Below are 20,924 nucleotides of genomic sequence, written 5' to 3'. Positions count from 1 at the left end.
GCAACAAAAAAGGGGCGCTTGCGCGCCCCTTGAGTTAGAAAGCCGTGCTGGCAAGCCGCTTATTTGTACAGCAGCTGCGGTAACCACATGCCAATCGCGGGGAACTGGTACAGCAAGAAGATGGCCAGAATCTGGATGCCCATGAAGGGCAGCATGCCAAGGAAAATCTGGTTCAGCGTGACATGTTTGGGTGCCACGCCCTTCAGATAAAACGCCGCCATGGCCACTGGCGGGCTCAGGAAGGCCGTTTGCAAATTCAGCGCCACCAGCAAACCGAAAAACAGCGGATCCACACCGAAGTTGTCGAGCAGCGGGATGAAAATAGGCATGAAGATCACGATGATCTCGGTCCACTCGAGTGGCCAGCCCAAGATGAAAATAATCGCCTGGCTCATGAGCAGAAACTGGGTCTTGCTCAGGTTCATACTCAGCACCCAGGTCTCCACCAGTTCCTGGCCGCCCAGCAGGGCAAAAGCCGCCGAGAAGATGGCTGAACCGACAAACAGCCAGCACACCATGGCCGAGGTCTTGGCCGTCAGGAACACCGACTCCTGCAGCACCGACAGGGTGAGCCGCTGGTAGGCCGCCGCCAGCAAAATACCGCCCAGCGCGCCCATGGCGGCTGCTTCGGTCGGCGTTGCCAGACCCATCACGATAGAGCCCAGCACGGAGATGATGAGAATCATCAGCGGGAAAAATGAGGTCAGGAGCATCTTGAAGATTTCCAGCCGCGCAAAGCTCAGGAACAGGTAGAACAGCGTCACCAAAGCCCCGAGGATGGCAAAGCAGACCCACCACCAGGTCGGCGCGGCGCGGGTGCTGGCTTCTGCCGCCGGCGCCGCGGCGCTGTCAACTTTGGCCGCAGTGGCTGGCTCCGCAATACTTGCCGCAGCCGGCGCGGCAGGCGCGGCAGCAGATCCGGGGGGCTCCTGCACATCTCCGGAAGGTGGCTCTTTCAGGGCATTTTCTTGGGGAGGCTCCTGCAGCCCGCCAGTATCAGCGGCAGACTCAACCGACGAGCTGGAAGCGCCTATCTGCTGGATGTCATACACCGCCTCAGCTTCAACCGTGGTGACTGCCCGGTAGCTGGTGACAAGCACCAGCAGGAAGATCAGGCCCGGCAGGATCACAATCGTCAGCTGTCGCAGGATGTGGCCCAGCGGCACGTCGACATTGCGCTTTCCTTTCAGTGCGCTGAACAGACGCGTGAGTGCGTGCGTGGCCGTGCTGGTTGTCAGCTGCTGCGTCAGCGGGGGCAGCGTGACCACGCGGTCCGCCGCCGACAGCGGAGGCGCCCATTGCGGCTTGAGCTTGGCGACCAGGATCACATAGATGATGTACAGGCCAGTCAGCATCAGGCCGGGAAAAAATGCACCGGCATAAAGTTGCACGACGGAGACGCCGGCCGTGGCGCCATAAACAATCAGCAGCACGGAGGGCGGAATCAGAATGCCCAGACAGCCGCCGGCTGTAATGGCGCCGGCAGCCAGCGGTACGCTGTAGCCGGCGCGCAACATGGCCGGTAGCGCCAGCAGGCCCATCAGCGTGACCACAGCCCCCACAATGCCGGTCGCGGTGGCGAAAATCGCGCAGGTCACCAGGGTCGCCACGGCGAGCGAGCCCGGCACCCTGGCCAGCGCCAGATGCAGGCTCTTGAAAAGCTTTTCAATCAGATTGGCCCGCTCGACCAGATAACCCATGAAGACAAAGAGCGGTATGGCGATCAACACGTCGCTGGACATGGTCTTGAAGGCGGCCTGGACCATCATGTCCAGCGTTTTTGTGCTGTTCCTGTCATAGGCCAGCCAGGTAAAAATCATGCCCATGCCCATCAGCGTGAAAGCCGTCGGAAAACCCAGCATGATGGCCGTCACCACCAGGCCCAACATCAGCAGGCCCAGGTGCCCGTTGGTGACTTTCTCGACGCTCAGCAGCAGTGCGGCGAGGCCAATGACCACCAGCGCCATGAAGGACAGGCCGAACCAGAGTTCCTTGCGAATCTTCATTTGTTGTTCCCCTTGAGGGCCAGGTCGCGCTCCAGCGCAGCCATGTCTTCGTCTTTCACGTGCACCATCTCCTTGAGTTTTTTCACGTCCACTTCCTCCACATCGCCCTCGCGCGCTGGCCAGGCGCCGGTCTGTATGCACTGGATGCAGCGGATGATTTCGACAATGCCTTGCAGGAGCAATACAAAACCCGATACCGGGATCACGAACTTGAAGGGATAGAGCGGGATCGGATCGGCGTTGAAGGTCTGCTCGCGGATGGCCAGTGACTCATTGGCGTAAGTCCAGCCGGCCCAAGTCAGCGCAATCACGCCGGGCAGGAAGAAGATGATGTAAAGCGTCAGATCGACAATCGCCTGCGTGCGCGGAGCAAGAAAACCATAGAGCACGTCACCGCGCACATGGCCGTTCTTGCTCAGTGTGTAGGCGCCCGCCATCATGAACAACAGGCCGTACAGCATGATCTGCGCGTCGAGCACCCAGGCATGCGGCCGGTTGAGCACATAGCGGCTGAACACTTCCCAGCAAATCAGCAGCGTCAGCGCCAACACGCTCCAGGCGCAGGTTTTGCCGATCCAGGTGGAGAAACGGTCCACCGCTAATAGAAACGATTGCATTGCGACTCCTTGCGCCGCCCAAGTGGCGGTCCCGAAAAAAATAAAGGGGCACCATCAGGTGCCCCTCAGAGGCCTAGGCCCCGATCAGGCTTTCTTGGGTTTTTGGCCAAAGTAGTGGTTAAACGCCATCTTGAAATCGACCGTGTAGTCGTTCTGAAACTGGACAGCACGCTGGGCAAAGGCGCGCTGCGAATCGAGCACCTTCTGGAACGCCGGGTTTTCACCGGCCTTCTTGGCAATCGTCGCGTCCCACGCAGCCAGCTGGGCGCGCAGCACCGCATCAGGCGTCTTGTAGAACTTGATGCCCTGTTTCTTCAAGGCTTCGTAGTCCTGGGAGTAGCGGTCGACGGCCTTCCAGCTCATGTCGGCGCTGGCGGCCTGGACGGCGTAGTCGATGATCGAGCGCAGCTCTTGCGGCAGGGCGTCGTACTTGCCCTTGTTGAAAAGGATCTCGAACTGCTCGCCGCTCTGGTGGAAGCTTTGCAGCATGCAGTTTTTTACCACGTCAGGAAAGCCCAGGAGGCGGTCGCTCGATGGGTTGTTGAACTCGGCTGCGTCAATCAGGCCGCGGTCGAGTGCCGGAACGATCTCGCCGCCTGGCAGCGGATTCACAGCCAGACCCATCACAGTGAACATGTCGACAGCCAGACCGACGGTACGGAACTTCAGGCCTTTCATGTCTTCCACTTTGGTGATCGGCTTCTTGAACCAGCCCAACGGCTGCACGGTCATGGGGCCGTACAGGTAGGACACCACGTCCATGTTGATTGATTTGTAGATTTCGTTCAGCAGGGCCTTGCCGCCGCCGTAGTTGTGCCAGGCCAGAACCGTGTTGGCGTCCATGCCGTAGCCGGGGCCTGAACCCCACAGGGCCAACGCCGAGTTTTTGCCGTAGTGGTAAGCGACCACGCCGTGACCGCCGTCCAGCGTGCCCTTGTTAACCGCTTCCAGCAACTGGAAGGCGGGAACCACTGCACCTGCGGGCAACACTTCAATCTTGAGCTTGCCACCGGCCATGTCGTTGACCTTTTTGGCAAAGTCATTGGCGTATTCGTGGAAGATGTCCTTGGCCGGCCAGGTGCTCTGGAAACGCAGTGTGGTGGTGGTTTGAGCTGTGGCCAGCATCGGTGCGGACATGGCACCGGCGCCCGCAGCGACAGCGGCGCCCTTAAGCAGGCTTCGGCGGCGAGGGGTCGTGATATCTGTCATGGCGTGTCTCCTGTTGGTGATTGAAAGTTAGCGAGCTATCTTTTGCGATTGGCGCCCCGCATGAAAGAGGGTTTTTACCAACGAGGCGCCGATGATTGCACCCAATTGGGGTGAAACTGTTTATCAGTGCGATATTTGAGCCGCGACTGTCAGCTTTTCGTCAAGATTCTGGAGTTGCAGTTCATGGTGTTCACCAAGCGCGATGCGGCGCTCTTGCAACAGCTCGAACTTTTAGTCTGTTCGACCTCTAGCCCATATTGGATATGGGTTAGCAGCTATAAAAAAAGGAGCATATAACTGCCCCTGGCGATTGCAAAGACGGGCGCTGTCAGCCGGTGCGTTTGAACGCGTGCAGCAGGCCTAAACTCGACGCTGCGCTTGTGCACTTGTCGACGGCCAGCGCGCCCTTGCCTGAACCTGGAATTGCCATGAAACCGCTCCAACTTTTTGACCCTGCCTCCAGCACCTACACCTACTTGTTGTTTGATCCAGTGACGCGCGAGGCACTCATCATCGACCCGGTGGATCAGCAACTTGAGCGCGATCTCGCCGTGCTCGGGGTGCATGGGCTCAAGCTGCGGTGGACGGTGGAAACCCATGCCCATGCTGACCACATCACCAGCGCGGGGCAACTGGCCGAGCACACGGGGGCGCAGACGGTGGCGCCGGAAGGTTGTGGCATTGCGACCGCTGCGCGCCAGCTCAAGGATGGCGATCTGCTGCGGGTGGGCAGTGAGCAGATCACGGTGATCCATACGCCGGGCCACACCGCCGGCAGCGTCAGTTATCTCTGGCGCGAGCATCTTTTTACTGGCGACACCCTACTCATCAATGGTTGTGGCCGTACCGACTTTCAATCAGGCAGCGCCGAAGCGCTGTACCACAGCATCACGCAACGGTTGTTCACCTTGCCGAATGACACCGTGGTCTGGCCATGTCACGACTACCAGGGGCGGACGCATTCCACGATTGCCGCAGAGAAGGCTGGCAATGGGCGCATTGCCGGCAAAAGCCTGGCCGAATTTGTGGCCACTATGTCGCAGCTCCAACTGCCGCGACCCGCGCGCATGGATGAAGCGCTACCCGCCAACCAGAACTCGGGTCTGGGCAGCGGCCGCCAGGATGCCGACGGCGCCACCTTGCTGCAGGTCCAGCCCGCCGAGGCCTATGCAGGCAATGTGTCGCCCGAGCTGGCCTGCCAGTGGTGGCAGGCCGGCCAGGCCGTGCTGATTGATGTGCGCAGCGATGCCGAGCGCGAATGGGTCGGTTTTGTGCCGGGTGCGGTGGCGTTGGCCTGGAAGCAGTGGCCTGGCATGGCCATGAACCCGCAGTTCGACGAAGACCTGAAGGCCGCCGTGCCGGCTAGCGGCAAGGCTGTCATGTTGTGCCGCAGCGGGGTGCGTTCGATCACGGCGGCCAAACGCGCCACCGAGCTGGGCCTGGAGGCTTACAACATTCTTGAAGGCTTTGAAGGTGACCCGGACGCCGAGGCGCACCGTGGCGTACGTGGCGGCTGGCGGTTTCGCGGGTTGCCGTGGCGACAGCACTAGAGCCTCGCTGTCGCAGAGCAGTGCAGCGCAGCGCAGCGGTTTATCGGGGGCGTCTGGGCAAGCGATATGAAACGAGCGATCACGGACTCTCCCTCCAAGCAGGGGCCGCGGGTCCGGCTCCGCCGGCCCGCAGGCGCAGCGCCCCCTCGGGGGGCAGCGAACCACACGAAGTGGGGAGCGTGGGGGCCACAGTTCACATAAACTGAACGCATGAACAACGACAGCCTGCTCAAACGCATCGAGTCCAAACGCGACGAGGTGGTGGCCCTCACGCAAGCCCTGGTGCGCATCCCCACGACCAACCCGCCCGGCGACGCTTACGAGGCCTGTGCCCGCCTGCTCGGTGAGCGACTGGCAAAACGCGGCTTTGCGGTCGAATACATCCGTGCCACGGGCGCGCCGGGTGACCGCGACTCACACCCGCGCATCAATGTGGTGGCACGTTACGAAGGCCAGCCCGGCGGGGAGTGTGTGCACTTCAACAGCCACATCGATGTGGTCGAAGCGGGCTCCGGCTGGAGCAGCGACCCCTTCGGCGCCGACATCCGGGACGGCAAGGTCTATGGGCGCGGCACCTGCGACATGAAAGGCGGGCTGGCTTCCAGCGTGATCGCCTGCGAGGCGATTCTCGAAGAAGGCCTGCCGTTTGCCGGCGCACTGGAAATTTCGGGCACGGTCGATGAGGAGTCGGGCGGTTTTGCCGGCGTGGGCTACCTCGCCGAGCGCGGCTACTTCACCACACCCCGCGTGCACCATGTGATCATTCCCGAGCCGCTCGGGGTAGACCGCATCTGCCTGGGCCACCGCGGCGTGTGGTGGGGCGAGGTCGAGACTCTGGGTCGCATCGCCCATGGCTCCATGCCTTTTCTGGGCGACAGCGCCATCAACCACATGAGCGCCTTTATTCACTTGCTGGAAACGCAATTGCAGCCGCGCCTGTCGCAGCGTCACACGGCTGAGCCGGTGGAGCCGCCGGGCGCCCGAGTCAGCACGCTGAACATCAACAGCCTGCATGGCGGCCAGGTCGAGCAACTGTTCTCCATGGACGCCTTGAACCGCCCGACCGGCGACCTTCCTTCACCAGTGGTCGCGCACTCTTGCCGGGCGGTGCTGGACCGCCGCTTCATTGCCGAGGAAAACCTCGAAGCCGTGAAGGCCGAAATCGTGGCCATGCTCGAAGAACTCAAGCGCACCCGGCCGGGCTTCAACTACGGCATCAAAGACATCATGAGTTTTGTGCCGACTGCCACGCCGAAAGATGCGCCGGTAGTGCTGGCCACCGCCCGCGCGATTGCCCGCGTGCTGGGCCGCGAGGCCAGCTACATCTCCAGCCCCGGCACTTACGACCAGAAACATATTGTGCGCACAGCCAAGCTCGACGCCTGTATTGCCTACGGTCCCGGCATCCTCGATCTGGCGCACCAGCCGGATGAATATGTGGGCATTCAGGAACTGGTGGACAGCGCAAAAATCATGGCGTTGGCGGCTTTGAGTCTCACCCAAGGAACACGAGCCCCCTGAGCCGGGTAATACAAAGGTGTTGGTTCTGACAAGAAATGGCGCCTGATTTGTATTTTGGCGCCTGACCCCTGTTAATGTTGACAGGGGTCCAGCCCCAAATTTTTTGAATTCATCTTCAATGGTGTTACTTTTTCACAAGGTAGCACCATGCAACTTGAATTTGTTGAGCGATCTTCTTTCCCAACCGTTACACCAGCTGCGGTCAATCCCACACTTTCTGCTCACCTGAGGGAACGCATACGCCGCGAATTCCTGCCGCGCTGGGAGCAGCAAGTAGGAGGGCGCTTCATCCTGCATGGCCGACCTCCGGGTCCTGACGCCGTACGGCTCGATGGGAACGATTACCTCAGCGTGACCGGCCATCCACACATCGTTGGCGCCCAGATCGCGGCCTTGCGGCACGACCGTGAGTTCGTGATCCAGTCGGGCGTGTTTGTGCATGGCGAACACCCGGCCCGCGTGCTGGAAAACGCGCTGGCTGCATGGGTCGGCAAGGAGGACGGCTTTGTCTGCCAGTCCGGTTATGCCGCCAATGTTGGTCTGCTGCAGTCGATTGCCGATGCCCAGACGCCGGTGTACCTGGACACACTGGCACACACCTCGCTGTGGGAAGGTGCCCACGCGGCGCGTGCACCGGCGCACGCATTTCGCCACAATGATCCGGCGCATCTGGACCGGATGCTGGCGCGCCACGGATCAGGGGTGGTGGTGGTGGATTCGGTCTACAGCACCACTGGCGCCTTGTGCCCGCTGCGCGAGATGCTGGACGTTGCCGAGCGGCACGGTTGCATGGTGGTGGTGGATGAGTCGCATTCGCTGGGAACCCACGGCCCCGGTGGCAGGGGGCTGTGCGCGGCGCTTGGGCTCACCGACAGGGTTCACTTCATCACGGCCAGCCTGGCCAAGGCCTTTGCCGGGCGCGGCGGATTTTTCACTGCGCCGGCGGAGTTGCGTTACTACATCCTGAGCTCCAGCTTCCCCAACATCTTCAGCTCCTGCCTGTTGCCGCACGAAATTGCCGGCCTCGGTGCGACGCTGGCGGTGATCGGCCAGCGCGATGAACAGCGGGACCGCCTGCAAAGCCACACCCGGCGCTTGCGCAGCAGTCTGTCCGACATGGGTTACCCGATCCACCAGGGGACGGAGCAGATCATTTCGCTGGAGGCCGGCACCGAACCGGACACCATGGTGCTGCGCGACCACCTGGAAGAACGTGGCGTGTTCGGCGCGGTGTTTTGCGCACCGGCCACCAGCCGCAACCGTGCCATGGTGCGGCTGACACTGCATGCGGCACTGACAGATGCCGAACTCGGCCATGTAGAGGCGGTGGCGCGCGAGGTGGCGCCGCTGGTCAGGCCCTGGGACTGGCCGATCGCCCGGCGCGCGCGCGCGGCGCAAGCCTAGTCCTGCACCTTGCGGGGGCCGTTCTTCTTGAGCCACTTGGCGTAACCGGTCCATGGCCGCTCGCTGGCAGGAAGTTCCAGCGGGAACATGGCGGCCAGCATGGATCCTTCGTGACCAATGGAAAAGGCGGGTGCCATCCTGGGCGGGCCCGGTCTTTGCAGGGCTTGTTGCAGCTCCAGATCCACCAGTTGGCGGCCGTTTCGGATGTCGGCTGCGCTGGTGGCGTCCATTCCCTGAGATTCGGCCAGCTCGGCCAACTCTGCCAGCCCGGAGGCGGGCTCCAGTTGCAGCCAGCTCACCAGGCCTTCGGCGTTCATGCCCAGGATGCCGAAGGGCTGACCGATCACCACATGTTCGATCCACTGGTCAGAGGCCACGCTGGTCAGTTGCCGCGCCACCGAGGGCACCTGCAGCAGGGCATGTTGCGGTTGCGTTAGTGCGGTGCGCCAGATCTGCGAATGCCGCAACTGGGGCCGGTCCAGCATGCGCTGCACCACCGAGATCAGGTGTTGCGAAATGTCGGGCGTCTGTTTGGCAATGAACTGGTCAATCAGTCCCCGGTTGAAGGCGCTGACCGCCACATGTTCGTCGGCCTGCCCGGTCAGGAGTATCCGGCCACCTGGCCAGTCCGTGAGTTCGGACAAAGCCTGCAGGCCGTCCATGCCGGGCATCGCATAGTCAAAGACGCAAACCTGGCTCAGGTCGTAACGCTGATCCTGCGCGGCCCAGTACTGCAGGATCTGCGGGATCAGCGGAGCGCCTGCACGCCAGTTGTCGATGATTTCCTGCTGCGCCCACGCATCGGCTTCCCACAGCGGCGGCTCCTGCTGCAGCTGGTTGATGCAGGCCTGCGGCCGCAGGTAGAGCTTGATGTGCCATTGACGGGGCAACACCATGGCCAGCATTTCGAGATAGCCGGGATCATCATCGAGGAAAACGATGGCACCGGGGCGGTGAAACAGCGGAAAACTCATGGACAGTGGACGGGTTGGTTAGGGCCTGAACAGGCCCTGCTGGACAGGCGCCAGCTCGATGATGAAGATGGCGCCACGGCCGGGCTCGGACTTGACACGTAGGGTTCCGCCGGCACTCTGCACCACTTGTTGGCAGAAAGCCAGACCCAGGCCGTGGCCGGTGCCGTGATCGGTGGAGAAAAAGGGCTCGAAGATGCGGGTTTGCAGTTCGGACGGGATGCCGACACCCTGGTCGGTGATGACAATGCGCCCGGAGCCGTTGAGCACGCCCACTTCAATGCGCAGGTCGCCGGGTTTGGGCGCCGAGCTGACTGCGGCCAGAGAGCGGAAGGCGTTTTTCAGCAGATTGTTGATGACCTGGGCGAACAGCCGGTAGGACGACTCGAACGAAAAATCCTTGCGCAGCACCAGAGTGACACTCTCGCGTTCGCGCGAGTTGCGGTAGGGGTAGTCCTTGACCACATTGCGCAGCAGCGCGGCAGCCGTCACGGTCTCCCGGTGCATCGGCAGGCGGAGCAGGCTGGCGTTGGCGATCTGGGTGTCGATCTGCTGGTTCATGTTGCGCACCAGGCCATGCAACCGTACTACCAGCTGGTCCAGCCGCTGGGTGCCTTCTGCCTCCCGGATGCCCTGGTTTTCATTGCGCACCGCGTCGCCGATCAGCGAGATGGTGGCCAGGGGCGTGCGCAATTCGTGGGCCATGATTCCCATGGTGGTCAGTGTGTGTTGCAGCTGCTCGCGCCGCAGATTGGCCGACGACAGGCCCAGAAGCAGGGCGCTGGACCAGGAAAAAACAATCACCACCGCATTGATGGTCCACTGCTGCTGCTCCATGGGAACAACCGCCGGTCCGAAAAAATGAAACAGCGTCTGGGCCAGCAACACACCGCCGACGGTGCCCAGCGTGGCAACCCGCCAGTCGGTCAAGTGGTAATAAATCAGCACCATCGCGCAAAAGCTGGCGAGCCAGACCATGTTGCCGCTGTTGCAGAGATACATCCAGCTGAAAAACAGCGGCAACTGCAGCCATGCCACCAGCGAGAAGACGCGCGCCGAGAGTTTGCTGGACGGGTCATGGGCGATGCTCTCGGAAATCAGCAGCAGGCCCAGGGCGCCCATCACCGCGCGCAGGCCGGGGTGCTCATAGGGCTGGGGCAGCCAGTGTCCCCAGATCCAGCCAAACAGCGGGTGGCCCACCAGCGTGAACAGTCCCAGCCAGCGCAGCCGCCAGGGTGATGGGTGCAAAATAAGCACCATCTGCTCCTGAAGTTCGGCCTTGATCCGGGCCGACAGGCGGCCCGACAGGCCCGCGTGACGCCAGACTCCGTGAATCATCCGCTTGATCCTGGCAGGTACTCCGGAAGTCATGAATAGGTCTTGGAACATCGCTCGCACATTGTCACAGTTCTGGAGAAAAACCGAATATGCCATCACCTGTCAACTTTGACAGTATTACGCTGGACAGCATGCTAGCGGACTGGATTTCCGCCCTGCGTGACTATGCAGTCGAGGCGGTGGTTGTCCTGGGTCCTGACCCCTTCGGGCAGCGCCAGTCCCGGCTGGTGGCGGCGGTTCATCCACCCCGTTTTCTGGATGCGGCGTCTGCGCTGGCAGGCAGTCGGGATTTTGGCGCGCCGTGGCGGGAGTCGGATGCACCGATGGTGGCCTGGCAGCACATTGGCAATTCGGACACTCGCGGCGACCGCTGGCGTCTGTTGTGGCTGGCCCACGGTTTCCAGAGCGTGGTGCGGGTTGAGTTTCCCCTGCCTTCGGGGCGCGCCTTCGAATGTTTCATGTTCAGCCCGCGCCAGTTTCATGACCGGGCTGAAGCTGCCGCCCTGGTCTGGTCCGCGCTCAACATCTGGCCCCTGTTCAAGCGCACCCTGGCCGCCGCCAGCAGTCCGCTCAGCCCGCGTGAAAGCGAATGCCTGGAACTGGCTTTCGAGGGCCTGACGGCCAAACAGAGCGCCGAGCGCCTGGGTTGCGCCGACCGCACCGTCACCTACCACCTGGCAAACGCCATGGCCAAACTCAGGGTGGACAACAAAATGGCGGCGATTCAGCGCGCTTGCTGGCTGGGCGTGATCTGAATCGGCCGGCTTTTGCCTGCTGGTTTTCCCGCTGTATTTGGGGTGGCTTGAATATTGCGTCGCAACTGTGGTTACATTACAAAGCAGTTTTCTGGTTCCTGCCTGCCCCTCACAACTCTTGTAGTCAAGGAAATTTGGTCATGAAACAACGCTCCCTCTCCATGCTCACTGGTGCGCTCGCACTTGTTTTGGGGCTGATGCTGCCCCACGCGGCCCAGGCCCAGGCCAAGACGCTCAAGGTGGTCCCGCACGCCAATATCACCATCCTGGACCCGGTGTGGACCACGGCGTTTGTGACCCGCAACCACGGCTACATGATTTACGACACCTTGTTCGGCACCGACCTGGAAGGCAAGGTCAAGCCGCAGATGGTGGATACCTACAGTGCGTCCAAGGACAACAAGGTCTGGACTTTCACACTGCGAGACGGCCTGGAGTTCCATGACGGCAAACCGGTCACCAGCGAGGACGTGGTGGCATCGCTCAAGCGCTGGGCCAGCCGCGACAGTTTTGGCGGCGTCATGGCCAAGAGCCTGGCCAGTTATGAGACGCCGAACGCCAAGACTTTTGTCATCAAGTTCAACCAGCCTTTCGGCGTGATGCTCGAGGCGCTTGGCAAACCCTCGTCGAACGTGCCTTTCATCATGCCGGCGCGCATCGCGGCCACGCCGGGCAGCGAACAGATCAAGGAAAACATCGGCTCGGGTCCCTACAAGTTTGTCACGGCGGAATACAAGCCGGGTGAAAAACTGGTCTACGTCAAGAACGACAAATACAAGCCGCGCAGTGAAGCGCCCAATGGAACAACAGGCGGCAAAAACGTTTATCTGGATCGCGTCGAGTGGATCATCATCCGTGACCCGCAGACCCAGTTCAATGCACTGATCGCCGGCGAGGTGGACATCATCGAACAACCGGCTTTTGAGCAGTATGCGTCGCTCAAGGCAGCCAAGGATGTGCAGATTGTCGATGCACAGCCAGCCGGTCTGCAATACATCTTTCGCTTCAATCACCTGCACGCACCGTTCGACAACGTGAAGATCCGTCAGGCGGCCATGGTGGCCATGGGCCAGGAGGCCTTCCTGAAAACCCAGGTCGGTGCGCCCGGCATGTACAAGTTTTGCAAGAGCATCTTTCCCTGCGGCACGCCTTACGCCAGCGACAACACCGGCATTTACACCGGCATGGCCAATCCGGCCAAGGCTAAACAGATGCTGGCCGATGCCGGTTACAAGGGTGAACCGATCGTGCTGATGCGACCGACCGACCTGGCCTCGATTGCCAAGCTGCCGCTGGTGGCCAAACAGCAGCTCGAAGCCGCCGGCTTCAAGGTCGACATGCAGCAGTCCGACTGGGCCACGCTGCTGGCACGCCGCGCCAAGAAGGATGCACCGGACAAGGGTGGATGGAACGCCTTCATGACAGCCTGGACCGCTGGCGACATCCAGAATCCGCTGACCATGGCCATGCTCAACGCCTCCGGCGACAAGGGCTGGTTTGGCTGGCAGGATGACAAGGTCATTGAGGACCTGAAAGTCAAGTTTGCCCAGGCCAGCACCGAGACTGAGAAGAAAAAACTCGCCGAACAACTGCAGCTGCGCGCAATTGAAACCGCCTCGCATGTGCATCTGGGCCAATACAACAACCCGGCTGCGCTGCGCAGCAACATCTCCGGCCTGGTGCCCGGCGGCGCGCAGGTGTACTGGAACATCAAGAAGAATTAGTGCCCCCACGCTTGTCGCTGCACGTAAGTCGCCGCACCTTGCAGGCCGCCGCTCGCCAGAGGCTTCGCTTCTGCCGCCTGTCCAAACCTGCGCAGGCAGGTTTGGAGCCGCAGGCGCCAGCCCCGAGGGGGCGCTGCGCCTGCGGGCCGGCGAAGCCGGTTCCGCAGCCCCGGCTGGCTTAGAGAAGGGATCCGCACGCATGTCGCTTGAAATTGTTCGCTCTGAGCCTGTCGAAGGGGGCTTCCGGCTGATGCCGCCGGGCAGCAAACCTGCATGCTGAGATTCCTGCTGCAACGCCTGCTGGCGACCATCCCGGTGCTTCTGGTGGTAGCTGTCGTGGTCTTCCTGATCCTGCGGCTCACGCCCGGCGATCCGGCGGCGGTGATTGCGGGCAACAATTCGACCAACGAAGACATTGAAAAAATCCGTGCATCCCTGGGTCTGAGCAAGCCGCTGCTGGCCCAGTTCTGGATCTGGTTCAGCGGTGTGTTGCAGGGCGACCTCGGTTATTCCTTTTACCTGAACAAACCGGTCACCGAATTGATTGCGCAGCGGCTGGAGCCCACGCTGAGCCTGGCGGTGGGAACCCTGGTGCTGGCGGTGCTGGTGGCTGTGCCACTGGGCACCGTTGCCGCCTGGCGCATGGGCGGCTGGCTGGACCGCCTGCTCTCGGTATTTTCGGTGGCGGGATTTTCCATCCCGGTGTTTGTCACTGGCTACCTGCTGATCTACGTGTTTGCCGTGCAGCTTGAATGGTTTCCGGTGCAGGGTTACCGGCGCCTGTTCGGCAGCGACGGACAGGGCGTTTGGGCCTGGGCGCGCCAACTGGTGCTGCCGTGGATCACGCTGGCCATGATTTATGTGGCACTGATCGCCCGCGTGACGCGCGCCAGCGTATCCGAGGCGCTGACTGAGGATTACATCCGCACCGCGCGCGCCAAGGGCCTGGCCGAGTCGGCGGTGCTGATGCGTCATGCGCTGGCCAATGCCGCAGTTCCCATCGTGACCGTGATCGGCATTGGTGTGGCCCTGCTGATCGGCGGCGTGGTGGTGACCGAGACGGTGTACTCGATTCCCGGCCTCGGCTCGCTGACGGTCGATGCGGTGCTGAACCGCGACTTCCCGGTGATCCAGGGTCTGGTGCTGTTTTTCAGCTTGCTCTACGTGGGCGTCAACCTGCTGGTGGACGTCAGTTACCTGTTTCTGGACCCGAGGATCCGTTACTGATGGGCGCCGGTCCACTGCTCTGGCGAAGGCTCTGGGGCAACAGTGCGTTTCGCTTCGGCGCTGGCGTGATCGGTGTGCTGCTGCTGCTGGCCGCGCTGGCCCCCGTGTTGGGCACGGTCGACCCGGCGGCCATGGATTCGGCCAACATCAACACCGCGGCGGGGGTGCATGGCAAGTTTGCGCAGCTGGACGGCAGCGTGGTAGCGCACACCTTCTGGATGGGCTCCGACAATTTCGGCCGCGATATTTACAGCCGCGTGTTGTATGGCACACGCACGTCGCTGCTGGTGGCGACGTTTACCGCGACCGTGGCCATCAGCGTGGGCGCCCTGCTCGGCATGCTGGCCGGTTACTTTCGCATGGTGGATGCGGTGCTGATGCGTTTCATGGACGGGCTGATGGCCATCCCGGCGATCCTGCTGGCGATTGCGTTGGTGGCGGCCCTCGGTGCGCAACTGTGGACCGTGGTGGTGGCCATTGCCATCCCGGAAATTCCGCGCGTTACGCGCCTGGTACGCTCCATGGTGCTGACCCTGCGCGAGGAACCGTTCGTGGAGGCCGCCCGCGCGCTGGCGACCCCGACCCCGGTGATCCTGTGGCGGCACATCCTGCCCAACGCCATGGCGCCGATGATTGTGCAGGGCACTTTTGTCGCGGCATCGGCGGTCCTGACCGAAGCCATCCTGAGTTTTCTCGGCCTCGGTCTACCGGCCGACATCCCGACCTGGGGCAATATCATGGCCGAGGGCCGGGTGCAATTCACCCAGTATCCGGGCAACGTGCTGTTTCCTGCGCTGTTCCTGGTGCCTACCGTGCTGGCGATCAACCTGCTCGGCGACGGCCTGCGCGATGTGCTCGATCCGAAGTTTTCGAAACGCAGCCCATGAACAACGACGTCGCTCCCGTCCTTGTCATTGACAAGCTGCATGTGGCCCTGCCGCCCGGCAGCGACAGGACTTATGCTGTCGACAACATCAGCCTGAGCATTCGTCCAGGCAAAACGCTGTGTATTGTGGGCGAGTCCGGCTCCGGAAAGTCGGTCATGGCCACCGCTGTGATGGGTCTGCTCGCACGTGAGCTCAAACCCGGACCCGGCAGTATTTTTCTGAAGGGTGAATCGCTGCTGAATGCGAACTCGCAACACCTGCGCGCCTTGCGCGGCCAGGCCATGGGCATGGTGTTCCAGGAGCCGATGACGGCGCTAAACCCGGTGATGAGCTGCGGCGACCAGATCGACGAGTTGCTCAGGGAGCACACCGACTGGAACGCAAAGCGGCGCAGCGAGGCTGTTCTCGACATCGTACAGCGCGTTAAATTGCCTGAGCCGGAGCGCATGTTGCGCAGCTATCCGCACCAGCTCTCGGGCGGGCAGCGCCAGCGCATCATGATCGCCATGGCCGTGATTTTGCAGCCCGCCCTGCTGATCTGCGACGAACCGACCACGGCGCTGGATGTCACGACGCAAAAGGAAATACTCAAGCTGATTGCGGAGTTGCAGGAGGACCAGTCCAGCGGTCGCCGGCAGGCCTGTGCTGTGTTGTTCATCACGCACGACATGGGTGTGGTGGCCGACATTGCCGACGAGGTGCTGGTGATGCACCAGGGGCGGTCCGTCGAGTACGGCACGCGTGACGAGGTTCTGCGCAACCCCCAGGCTGACTACACAAAAATGCTGCTGGCCGCAGTACCCGGCATGAAGCCACCGCCAGCGCGCGCCACCCCTCAAGGTGCACCGCTGTTGCGCGGGCTGGAAGTTAGCAAGACCTATGTCGCGCGCGACTGGCTGGGCCGCCAGCGCCTCACGCATGCGCTGCAAGCCGCGTCTGTGGCGGTGTCGGCCGGAGAAACCGTGGGTGTGGTCGGCGAGTCCGGGTCCGGCAAATCCACGCTGGCGCGCTGCCTGATCCGTCTGATCGACCCGACCGGCGGCCAGGTGCTGTGGAGCCCGCCCGACAAGCAGGCGGATGGCGCGCTGATCGATGTCGCCAGTTTCACCGAAGGCCGGCTCCGGCCCCTGCGCAGCCAGGTGCAGGTGGTGTTCCAGGACCCGAACCGCTCGCTCAATCCGCGCCGCAAGGTCGGCGATTCCATCATTGAGGGCGCTATTAATTTCGGAGCTACCCGCGATGAAGCGGTGGCGCTTGCAGTCGTATTGATGGACAAAGTTCGGTTGCCTGTCGAAGGCCTGCAGCGTTACCCCAGCCAGTTTTCGGGTGGTCAGCGCCAGCGCATCGCGATTGCCCGCGCACTGGCCTGCCGGCCACGCGTGCTGGTGGCCGACGAAGCGGTCAGCGCGCTCGACGTCAGTGTGCAGGCGCAGATCCTGAGCCTGCTGCGCGAGATCCAGGCCGAACTCGGCCTGGGCCTGCTCTTCATCACCCATGACCTGCGTGTGGCCGCCCAGTTGTGTGACCGGGTTATCGTGATGCACCAGGGGACAATCGTCGAAGAAGGGCCGACGGCCGATCTGTATGCCCACCCCCAACATGACTACACGCGCCGACTGCTGGCCGCCGCCCCCGGAGCTGCCTTTTGAAAATCCTTGTCGCCGGCTATCAGCACGAAACCAACACCTTTGCGCCCACCAAGGCCGACTGGGCTGCGTTCAACCGAGGCGATGATTTCCCTGCTTTTGCCCATGGCCAGGCCATGCTCGACAAGCTCACTGGCGTCAATCTGCCGATAGGCGGTTTCATTGATGCCGCAAAAGCCCGAGGCTGGCAGCTTGTGCCCAGTAGCTGGTGTGGCGCTTCGCCGTCGTCCTATGTGACGCAAGATGCGTTCGAGCGCATGAGCGCGTCCGTCATGGCGGACGTGATCAAGGGTGGTTTTGACGCGGTCTACCTGGACCTGCACGGCGCCGGCGTGGCAGAACATGTGGACGACACCGAAGGCGAACTGATCGCCCGCATCCGCAAGCTGGTCGGGCCGGACCTGCCAATCGTTGCCAGCCTGGACCTGCATGCCAACGTGACGCAGCGCATGCTGCAGCAGGCCGATGCCTTGGTGTCCTACCGGACCTACCCCCACATCGACATGGCAGCGACCGGCGAGCTGGCAGCGCAACTGTTGGCGCGTCGCATAAAGCTGGGTCGAAAGGAGGCGCTGCGCTACCGGCGCCTGCCGTTTCTGATTCCGCTGAACGCACAGAGCACCTGGCTGCAGCCGGCCGCAGCCCTCTACAACGCCTTGCCCGAGCTGGACAAACATTTCGGCACCTGTCTGAGTTTTTGCATGGCTTTTCCGGCGTCCGATTTTGATGAGTGCGGACCCATGGTCTGGGCCCATGGCGAGCATGCGGCAGAGGCGGTGGACCGTCTGTATGCCCAGGTGGCCGAACCGACGCAGTGGAAACTCGAATTCCTGTCTGCCCACGATGCGGTGGCGCAATCGCTCGCGCGGGCTGCCCAAACCTCCAAGCCGCTGGTCATTGCCGATACGCAGGACAACCCGGGTGCCGGCGGGGACAGCAACACCACCGGCCTGTTGCATGCGCTGCTGCAACAGGACGCGGGGAAAAAATTTCCCGGCCAGATTGCCCTGGGCTTGATGTTCGATCCGCAAGCCGCACAGGCCGCTGCCGCTGCAGGGGTGGGGGCGATAATTTCGATCACGCTGGGGACAGCGGTGCCCACGTTTACCGGCCAAGCCAGTGACCCGCCGGTGTACAGCCAGTTCAAGGTGCGCGCGGTCGGCGACGGGGTCGTCACGCTCAAGGGCCGGATGATGACCGGGCACACCGCACAGCTCGGTCCCTGCGCCTGCCTGGAAGTGGATGGCATCCTGGTGGCGGTGGCCAGCGGCCAGATACAGATGCTGGACCGTGAGCTGTTCCGCATGGTCGGTATTGAACCCGAAGCGATGAAAATCATCGTCGTCAAAAGCTCCAACCACTTCCGCGCCGACTTCACGCCACTGGTCGCCAACCCCGAAACCGATGTGATTGTGGCCAAGGCTGCCGGCCCGATGGCCGCAGACCCGGCTGACCTGCCCTGGAAAAACCTGCCTGCGTCTACCCGGCGCACACCCTGATTCAATACGGTTTATTCAAGCGCCACCACCCTGTTCGGGCTGAGCTTGTCGAAGCCTGGTCGTAAGTTGACGACCCTTCGACAAGCTCCGGACGAACGGTTGGTTGGCGAGTAGTCTGATCTAGCTGGAGTATTTGATGACGCCATCCGCAACGCTGACCGACCTCGCCGACTGCACCGCCACCGAGTTGCTACAGTTGTACCGCGCAGGTCGGGCCTCGCCGGTCGAAGCGACCCGGGCGGTGCTGGCGCGCATCGACCTGCTCAACCCGCGCCTCAACGCCTTCTGTCTGGTGGCACACGAGGCGGCCATGCAGAGCGCCAAGGGCAGCGAGGCCCGCTGGACGGCCTTTCGCCAGGGCGGCGCGGCGTGTGGCGAGCTCGATGGTGTGCCGGTGTCGATCAAGGACCTGATCCTCACGCGCGGAATGCCCACGCTGCGCGGCAGCGATACGGTGGACGCCGATCAGCCCTGGGAGGTGGATGCACCTGTCACCGCACGGCTGCGCGAAGCCGGTGCGGTGCTGCTTGGCAAAACCAACACGCCGGAATTTGGCTGCAAGGGCGAAACCAATTCACCGCGCAGCGGGATCACACGCAATCCCTGGGACCTGAGCAAAACCCCGGGTGGCTCTTCCGGCGGCGCGGCGGCGGCGGTGGCCGCCGGCATGGGGCCCCTGGCCATAGGCACCGATGGCGCTGGCTCGGTACGTATCCCGGCGGCATTTTGTGGCAACTTTGGCCTCAAGCCGAGTTTTGGCCGGGTGCCGGCTTATCCGTTGTCGCCGTTTGGCTCAGTCGCCCATCTGGGCCCGCACAGCCGATGCGTGTCTGATGCCGCGCTGTTGATGAATGTGATTAAGAAGCCGGACGCGCGGGATTGGACTTCGCTGCCGCCGGACCCCAGCGACTACCTGCAGGGCCTGGAAGGCGGCGTACGCGGACTGCGCATTGCCTGGTCCCCGACCCTTGGTTATGCGCAGCATGTGGATGCGGAAGTCGCCAGCTCCGTGGCCAGAGCGGTGGCGTTGCTGGCTGAACTGGGCGCCCATGTCGAGCAGCTTGATCCCGGCATTGAAGACCCGCTGGACATCACCACCGGCCTGTGGTTTGCCGGTGCATGGACGGTCTGGAACACACTGTCGCCCGAGCAGCAGGCTTTGACCGATCCGGACTTCCGCGCCGAGGCGTTGCTGGGCGAGAAGCTCAGCCTGCTCGACATCCAGCGCCTTCATTTGCAGCGCGGAGCGCTCGGTTCGCAGATGCGGCAGTTCATGCAGCGCTTTGACCTGCTGGTCACGCCCAGCGTGGCGGTGCCAGCCTTCGAGGCGCGGCCGGCCGGGCACACCCCCCTGGACCCGGTCGCCATGCTGGGCTGGACGCCGTTCTCCTACCCCTTCAACCTGACCCAGCAGCCCGCCAGCAGCGTGCCTTGCGGACTGACCGCAGATGGTTTACCGATAGGCCTGCAATTTGTCGGGCCGATGTTTGGTGATGCACTGGTGCTGCGCGCCTCGCGGGCCTACGAGGCTGCAAGAACGGGCACGGTGGACTTTGCGCGGCCGGTGATGCCGCACTGAGTGCACGCGCCTGCCTGTTCCGGCCTTTTGGGGAATCCTCCCCGTGGCGCGCGCCAGAACCTGTTCATAATCCTGTCACATGACTTTTTTAGCACTTGACGTGGGCAACACCCGCCTGAAGTGGGCCCAGTACGAGACCCCGGTTGCGGGATCTCGGCTGCTGGCCCATGGTGCTGTGTTTCTTGAAAACATCGACAAGCTGGCCGACGAAGAGTGGTGCAACCTGCCAGCGCCGTCCCGCATCCTCGGCTGCATCGTGGCAGGCGACGCGGTCAAGCGCCGCGTGATCGAACAGATGGAACTTTGGGATGTCGCCCCGCGCTGGGTCATCCCGAGTGCCCAGGAAGCCGGCGTGACCAATGGGTATGACCATCCGGCGCGCCTGGGTGCCGACCGCTGGGTGGCGATGATAGGCGCGCGGCACCGGCTGTTGGTCCGAGGCATTCAAAAGCCCTGCGTGGTGGTGATGGTGGGCACTGCCGTCACGGTCGAGGCCATTGATGCTTCGGGCAAATTTCTTGGCGGCATCATCTTGCCGGGCCACGGCATCATGCTGCGCGCGCTGGAGTCCGGCACCGCCGGTCTGCATGTCCCGACCGGAGACGTGAAAGACTTTCCCACCAATACCAGCGACGCGCTGACCAGTGGCGGCACCTTCGCGATTGCCGGCGCCGTCCAGCGCATGGTGGAGAACATCACGCGGCATTGCGGCGAGACGCCCGAATGCATCATGACGGGCGGCGCGGGTTGGAAGATGGGGCCCAGCATGTCGGTGAAGTTCGAGTTGGTGGAAGGCCTGATTTTTGATGGTCTGCTGGAGATTGCATCGCGGCGGTTTCCGGTCTAGGAATCTGGGCGGCAGAAGGCGTCGAAGCGAAAAGTGGCCCCGGCGAGGACAGTTTTTGCCGGGTTTGCAGCGCCATAGCCGTAGCTATGGGGCAAAAAGCCGGTGAAAAATGGACCGTCGCGGCCGCTTTGCAGCCGACGTTCC

16 protein-coding genes and 1 pseudogene are annotated in these 20,924 nt (G+C 62.6%); 12 read left to right on the top strand and 5 right to left on the bottom strand.

Going from position 1 to position 20,924, the window contains the following annotated elements; genetic code table 11:
- Window positions 1-59 precede the first annotated feature (59 nt).
- The 3 genes from Q8O29_RS05800 to Q8O29_RS05790 all read right to left on the bottom strand — a co-directional run bounded on the left by Q8O29_RS05800 (window position 60) and on the right by Q8O29_RS05790 (window position 3,832).
- Window positions 60-2,006 carry a TRAP transporter large permease subunit gene (locus Q8O29_RS05800; RefSeq protein WP_305561109.1) on the bottom strand — a complete coding sequence of 649 codons (1,947 nt, stop codon included), beginning with the start codon at window positions 2,004-2,006 and terminating at the stop codon, window positions 60-62.
- Window positions 2,003-2,623, bottom strand: a complete 621-nt coding sequence (locus Q8O29_RS05795; RefSeq protein ID WP_305561108.1) for a TRAP transporter small permease subunit — start codon at window positions 2,621-2,623, stop codon at window positions 2,003-2,005. Before Q8O29_RS05795 ends, Q8O29_RS05800 begins: the two co-directional genes overlap by 4 nt.
- A gap of 84 nt (window positions 2,624-2,707) precedes the next feature.
- Window positions 2,708-3,832, bottom strand: coding sequence for a TRAP transporter substrate-binding protein (locus Q8O29_RS05790; protein WP_305561107.1), 1,125 nt, complete (start codon window positions 3,830-3,832; stop codon window positions 2,708-2,710).
- A gap of 428 nt (window positions 3,833-4,260) precedes the next feature.
- On the opposite strand from Q8O29_RS05790, the pseudogene Q8O29_RS05785 reads away from it, so the two are divergent.
- The 4 genes and pseudogenes from Q8O29_RS05785 to cqsA all read left to right on the top strand — a co-directional run.
- Window positions 4,261-4,968, top strand: a pseudogene (locus Q8O29_RS05785) (MBL fold metallo-hydrolase); the annotation flags it as partial.
- Window positions 4,969-4,971: 3 nt separating this feature from the next.
- On the top strand, window positions 4,972-5,382 hold the full coding sequence (locus Q8O29_RS05780; RefSeq protein ID WP_371134162.1) for a rhodanese-like domain-containing protein: 411 nt from the start codon (window positions 4,972-4,974) through the stop codon (window positions 5,380-5,382).
- Window positions 5,383-5,592: 210 nt separating this feature from the next.
- Complete coding sequence (locus Q8O29_RS05775; protein ID WP_305561106.1) at window positions 5,593-6,903, top strand: acetylornithine deacetylase/succinyl-diaminopimelate desuccinylase family protein; 1,311 nt, start codon at window positions 5,593-5,595, stop codon at window positions 6,901-6,903.
- Window positions 6,904-7,050: 147 nt separating this feature from the next.
- Complete coding sequence (cqsA, locus tag Q8O29_RS05770; RefSeq protein WP_305561105.1) at window positions 7,051-8,307, top strand: alpha-hydroxyketone-type quorum-sensing autoinducer synthase; 1,257 nt, start codon at window positions 7,051-7,053, stop codon at window positions 8,305-8,307.
- On the opposite strand, the gene Q8O29_RS05765 is transcribed toward cqsA, so the two are convergent.
- Both Q8O29_RS05765 and Q8O29_RS05760 read right to left on the bottom strand, forming a co-directional pair.
- Window positions 8,304-9,281 (bottom strand): response regulator, encoded by a 978-nt coding sequence (locus Q8O29_RS05765; protein ID WP_305561104.1) that lies wholly within the window; start codon window positions 9,279-9,281, stop codon window positions 8,304-8,306. The two genes, cqsA and Q8O29_RS05765, sit on opposite strands and share 4 nt — an antisense overlap.
- 18 nt (window positions 9,282-9,299) lie before the next feature.
- Window positions 9,300-10,616 (bottom strand): sensor histidine kinase KdpD, encoded by a 1,317-nt coding sequence (locus Q8O29_RS05760; protein WP_305561103.1) that lies wholly within the window; start codon window positions 10,614-10,616, stop codon window positions 9,300-9,302.
- Between the two features lie 89 nt (window positions 10,617-10,705).
- On the opposite strand from Q8O29_RS05760, the gene Q8O29_RS05755 reads away from it, so the two are divergent.
- The 8 genes from Q8O29_RS05755 (at window position 10,706) to Q8O29_RS05720 (ending at window position 20,780) form a co-directional block, all read left to right on the top strand.
- Window positions 10,706-11,371, top strand: coding sequence for a LuxR family transcriptional regulator (locus Q8O29_RS05755; RefSeq protein ID WP_305561102.1), 666 nt, complete (start codon window positions 10,706-10,708; stop codon window positions 11,369-11,371).
- Window positions 11,372-11,511: 140 nt separating this feature from the next.
- A complete protein-coding gene (locus Q8O29_RS05750) occupies window positions 11,512-13,095 on the top strand; it encodes an ABC transporter substrate-binding protein (protein ID WP_305561101.1) in 1,584 nt (527 codons plus the stop codon).
- A 273-nt stretch (window positions 13,096-13,368) separates the two neighbouring features.
- Window positions 13,369-14,322: an ABC transporter permease gene (locus Q8O29_RS05745; RefSeq protein ID WP_305561100.1), complete on the top strand. Its 954-nt coding sequence runs from the start codon at window positions 13,369-13,371 to the stop codon at window positions 14,320-14,322.
- The gene (locus tag Q8O29_RS05740; protein WP_305561099.1) at window positions 14,322-15,209 is read left to right on the top strand and encodes an ABC transporter permease; all 888 of its coding nucleotides are present in this window, start codon (window positions 14,322-14,324) and stop codon (window positions 15,207-15,209) included. The genes Q8O29_RS05745 and Q8O29_RS05740 overlap by 1 nt, the downstream gene beginning before the upstream one ends.
- Window positions 15,206-16,858: an ABC transporter ATP-binding protein gene (locus Q8O29_RS05735; RefSeq protein WP_305561098.1), complete on the top strand. Its 1,653-nt coding sequence runs from the start codon at window positions 15,206-15,208 to the stop codon at window positions 16,856-16,858. Before Q8O29_RS05740 ends, Q8O29_RS05735 begins: the two co-directional genes overlap by 4 nt.
- Window positions 16,855-18,354, top strand: a complete 1,500-nt coding sequence (locus Q8O29_RS05730; protein WP_305561097.1) for a M81 family metallopeptidase — start codon at window positions 16,855-16,857, stop codon at window positions 18,352-18,354. The genes Q8O29_RS05735 and Q8O29_RS05730 overlap by 4 nt, the downstream gene beginning before the upstream one ends.
- A gap of 136 nt (window positions 18,355-18,490) precedes the next feature.
- Complete coding sequence (locus Q8O29_RS05725) at window positions 18,491-19,933, top strand: amidase (protein WP_305561096.1); 1,443 nt, start codon at window positions 18,491-18,493, stop codon at window positions 19,931-19,933.
- 79 nt (window positions 19,934-20,012) lie between these two features.
- Window positions 20,013-20,780: a type III pantothenate kinase gene (locus Q8O29_RS05720; RefSeq protein ID WP_305561095.1), complete on the top strand. Its 768-nt coding sequence runs from the start codon at window positions 20,013-20,015 to the stop codon at window positions 20,778-20,780.
- The last annotated feature ends 144 nt before the right edge of the window (window positions 20,781-20,924 follow it).

Origin of the sequence: Polaromonas sp. (assembly GCF_030689685.1) — a bacterium.
Classification (GTDB): domain Bacteria; phylum Pseudomonadota; class Gammaproteobacteria; order Burkholderiales; family Burkholderiaceae_C; genus Polaromonas.
This window is presented reverse-complemented; position numbering and strand designations above follow the sequence as displayed.

Coding starts and splice junctions, on each gene's coding strand:
- Q8O29_RS05765 (WP_305561104.1), bottom strand. CDS start 9,281: ATGAGTTTTCCGCTGTTTCACCGCCCCGGTGCCATCGTTTTCCTCGAT.
- Q8O29_RS05775 (WP_305561106.1), top strand. CDS start 5,593: ATGAACAACGACAGCCTGCTCAAACGCATCGAGTCCAAACGCGACGAG.
- Q8O29_RS05745 (WP_305561100.1), top strand. CDS start 13,369: ATGCTGAGATTCCTGCTGCAACGCCTGCTGGCGACCATCCCGGTGCTT.
- Q8O29_RS05760 (WP_305561103.1), bottom strand. CDS start 10,616: ATGATTCACGGAGTCTGGCGTCACGCGGGCCTGTCGGGCCGCCTGTCG.
- Q8O29_RS05735 (WP_305561098.1), top strand. CDS start 15,206: ATGAACAACGACGTCGCTCCCGTCCTTGTCATTGACAAGCTGCATGTG.
- Q8O29_RS05725 (WP_305561096.1), top strand. CDS start 18,491: ATGACGCCATCCGCAACGCTGACCGACCTCGCCGACTGCACCGCCACC.
- Q8O29_RS05800 (WP_305561109.1), bottom strand. CDS start 2,006: ATGAAGATTCGCAAGGAACTCTGGTTCGGCCTGTCCTTCATGGCGCTG.
- Q8O29_RS05795 (WP_305561108.1), bottom strand. CDS start 2,623: ATGCAATCGTTTCTATTAGCGGTGGACCGTTTCTCCACCTGGATCGGC.
- Q8O29_RS05750 (WP_305561101.1), top strand. CDS start 11,512: ATGAAACAACGCTCCCTCTCCATGCTCACTGGTGCGCTCGCACTTGTT.
- cqsA (WP_305561105.1), top strand. CDS start 7,051: ATGCAACTTGAATTTGTTGAGCGATCTTCTTTCCCAACCGTTACACCA.
- Q8O29_RS05740 (WP_305561099.1), top strand. CDS start 14,322: ATGGGCGCCGGTCCACTGCTCTGGCGAAGGCTCTGGGGCAACAGTGCG.
- Q8O29_RS05720 (WP_305561095.1), top strand. CDS start 20,013: ATGACTTTTTTAGCACTTGACGTGGGCAACACCCGCCTGAAGTGGGCC.
- Q8O29_RS05755 (WP_305561102.1), top strand. CDS start 10,706: ATGCCATCACCTGTCAACTTTGACAGTATTACGCTGGACAGCATGCTA.
- Q8O29_RS05790 (WP_305561107.1), bottom strand. CDS start 3,832: ATGACAGATATCACGACCCCTCGCCGCCGAAGCCTGCTTAAGGGCGCC.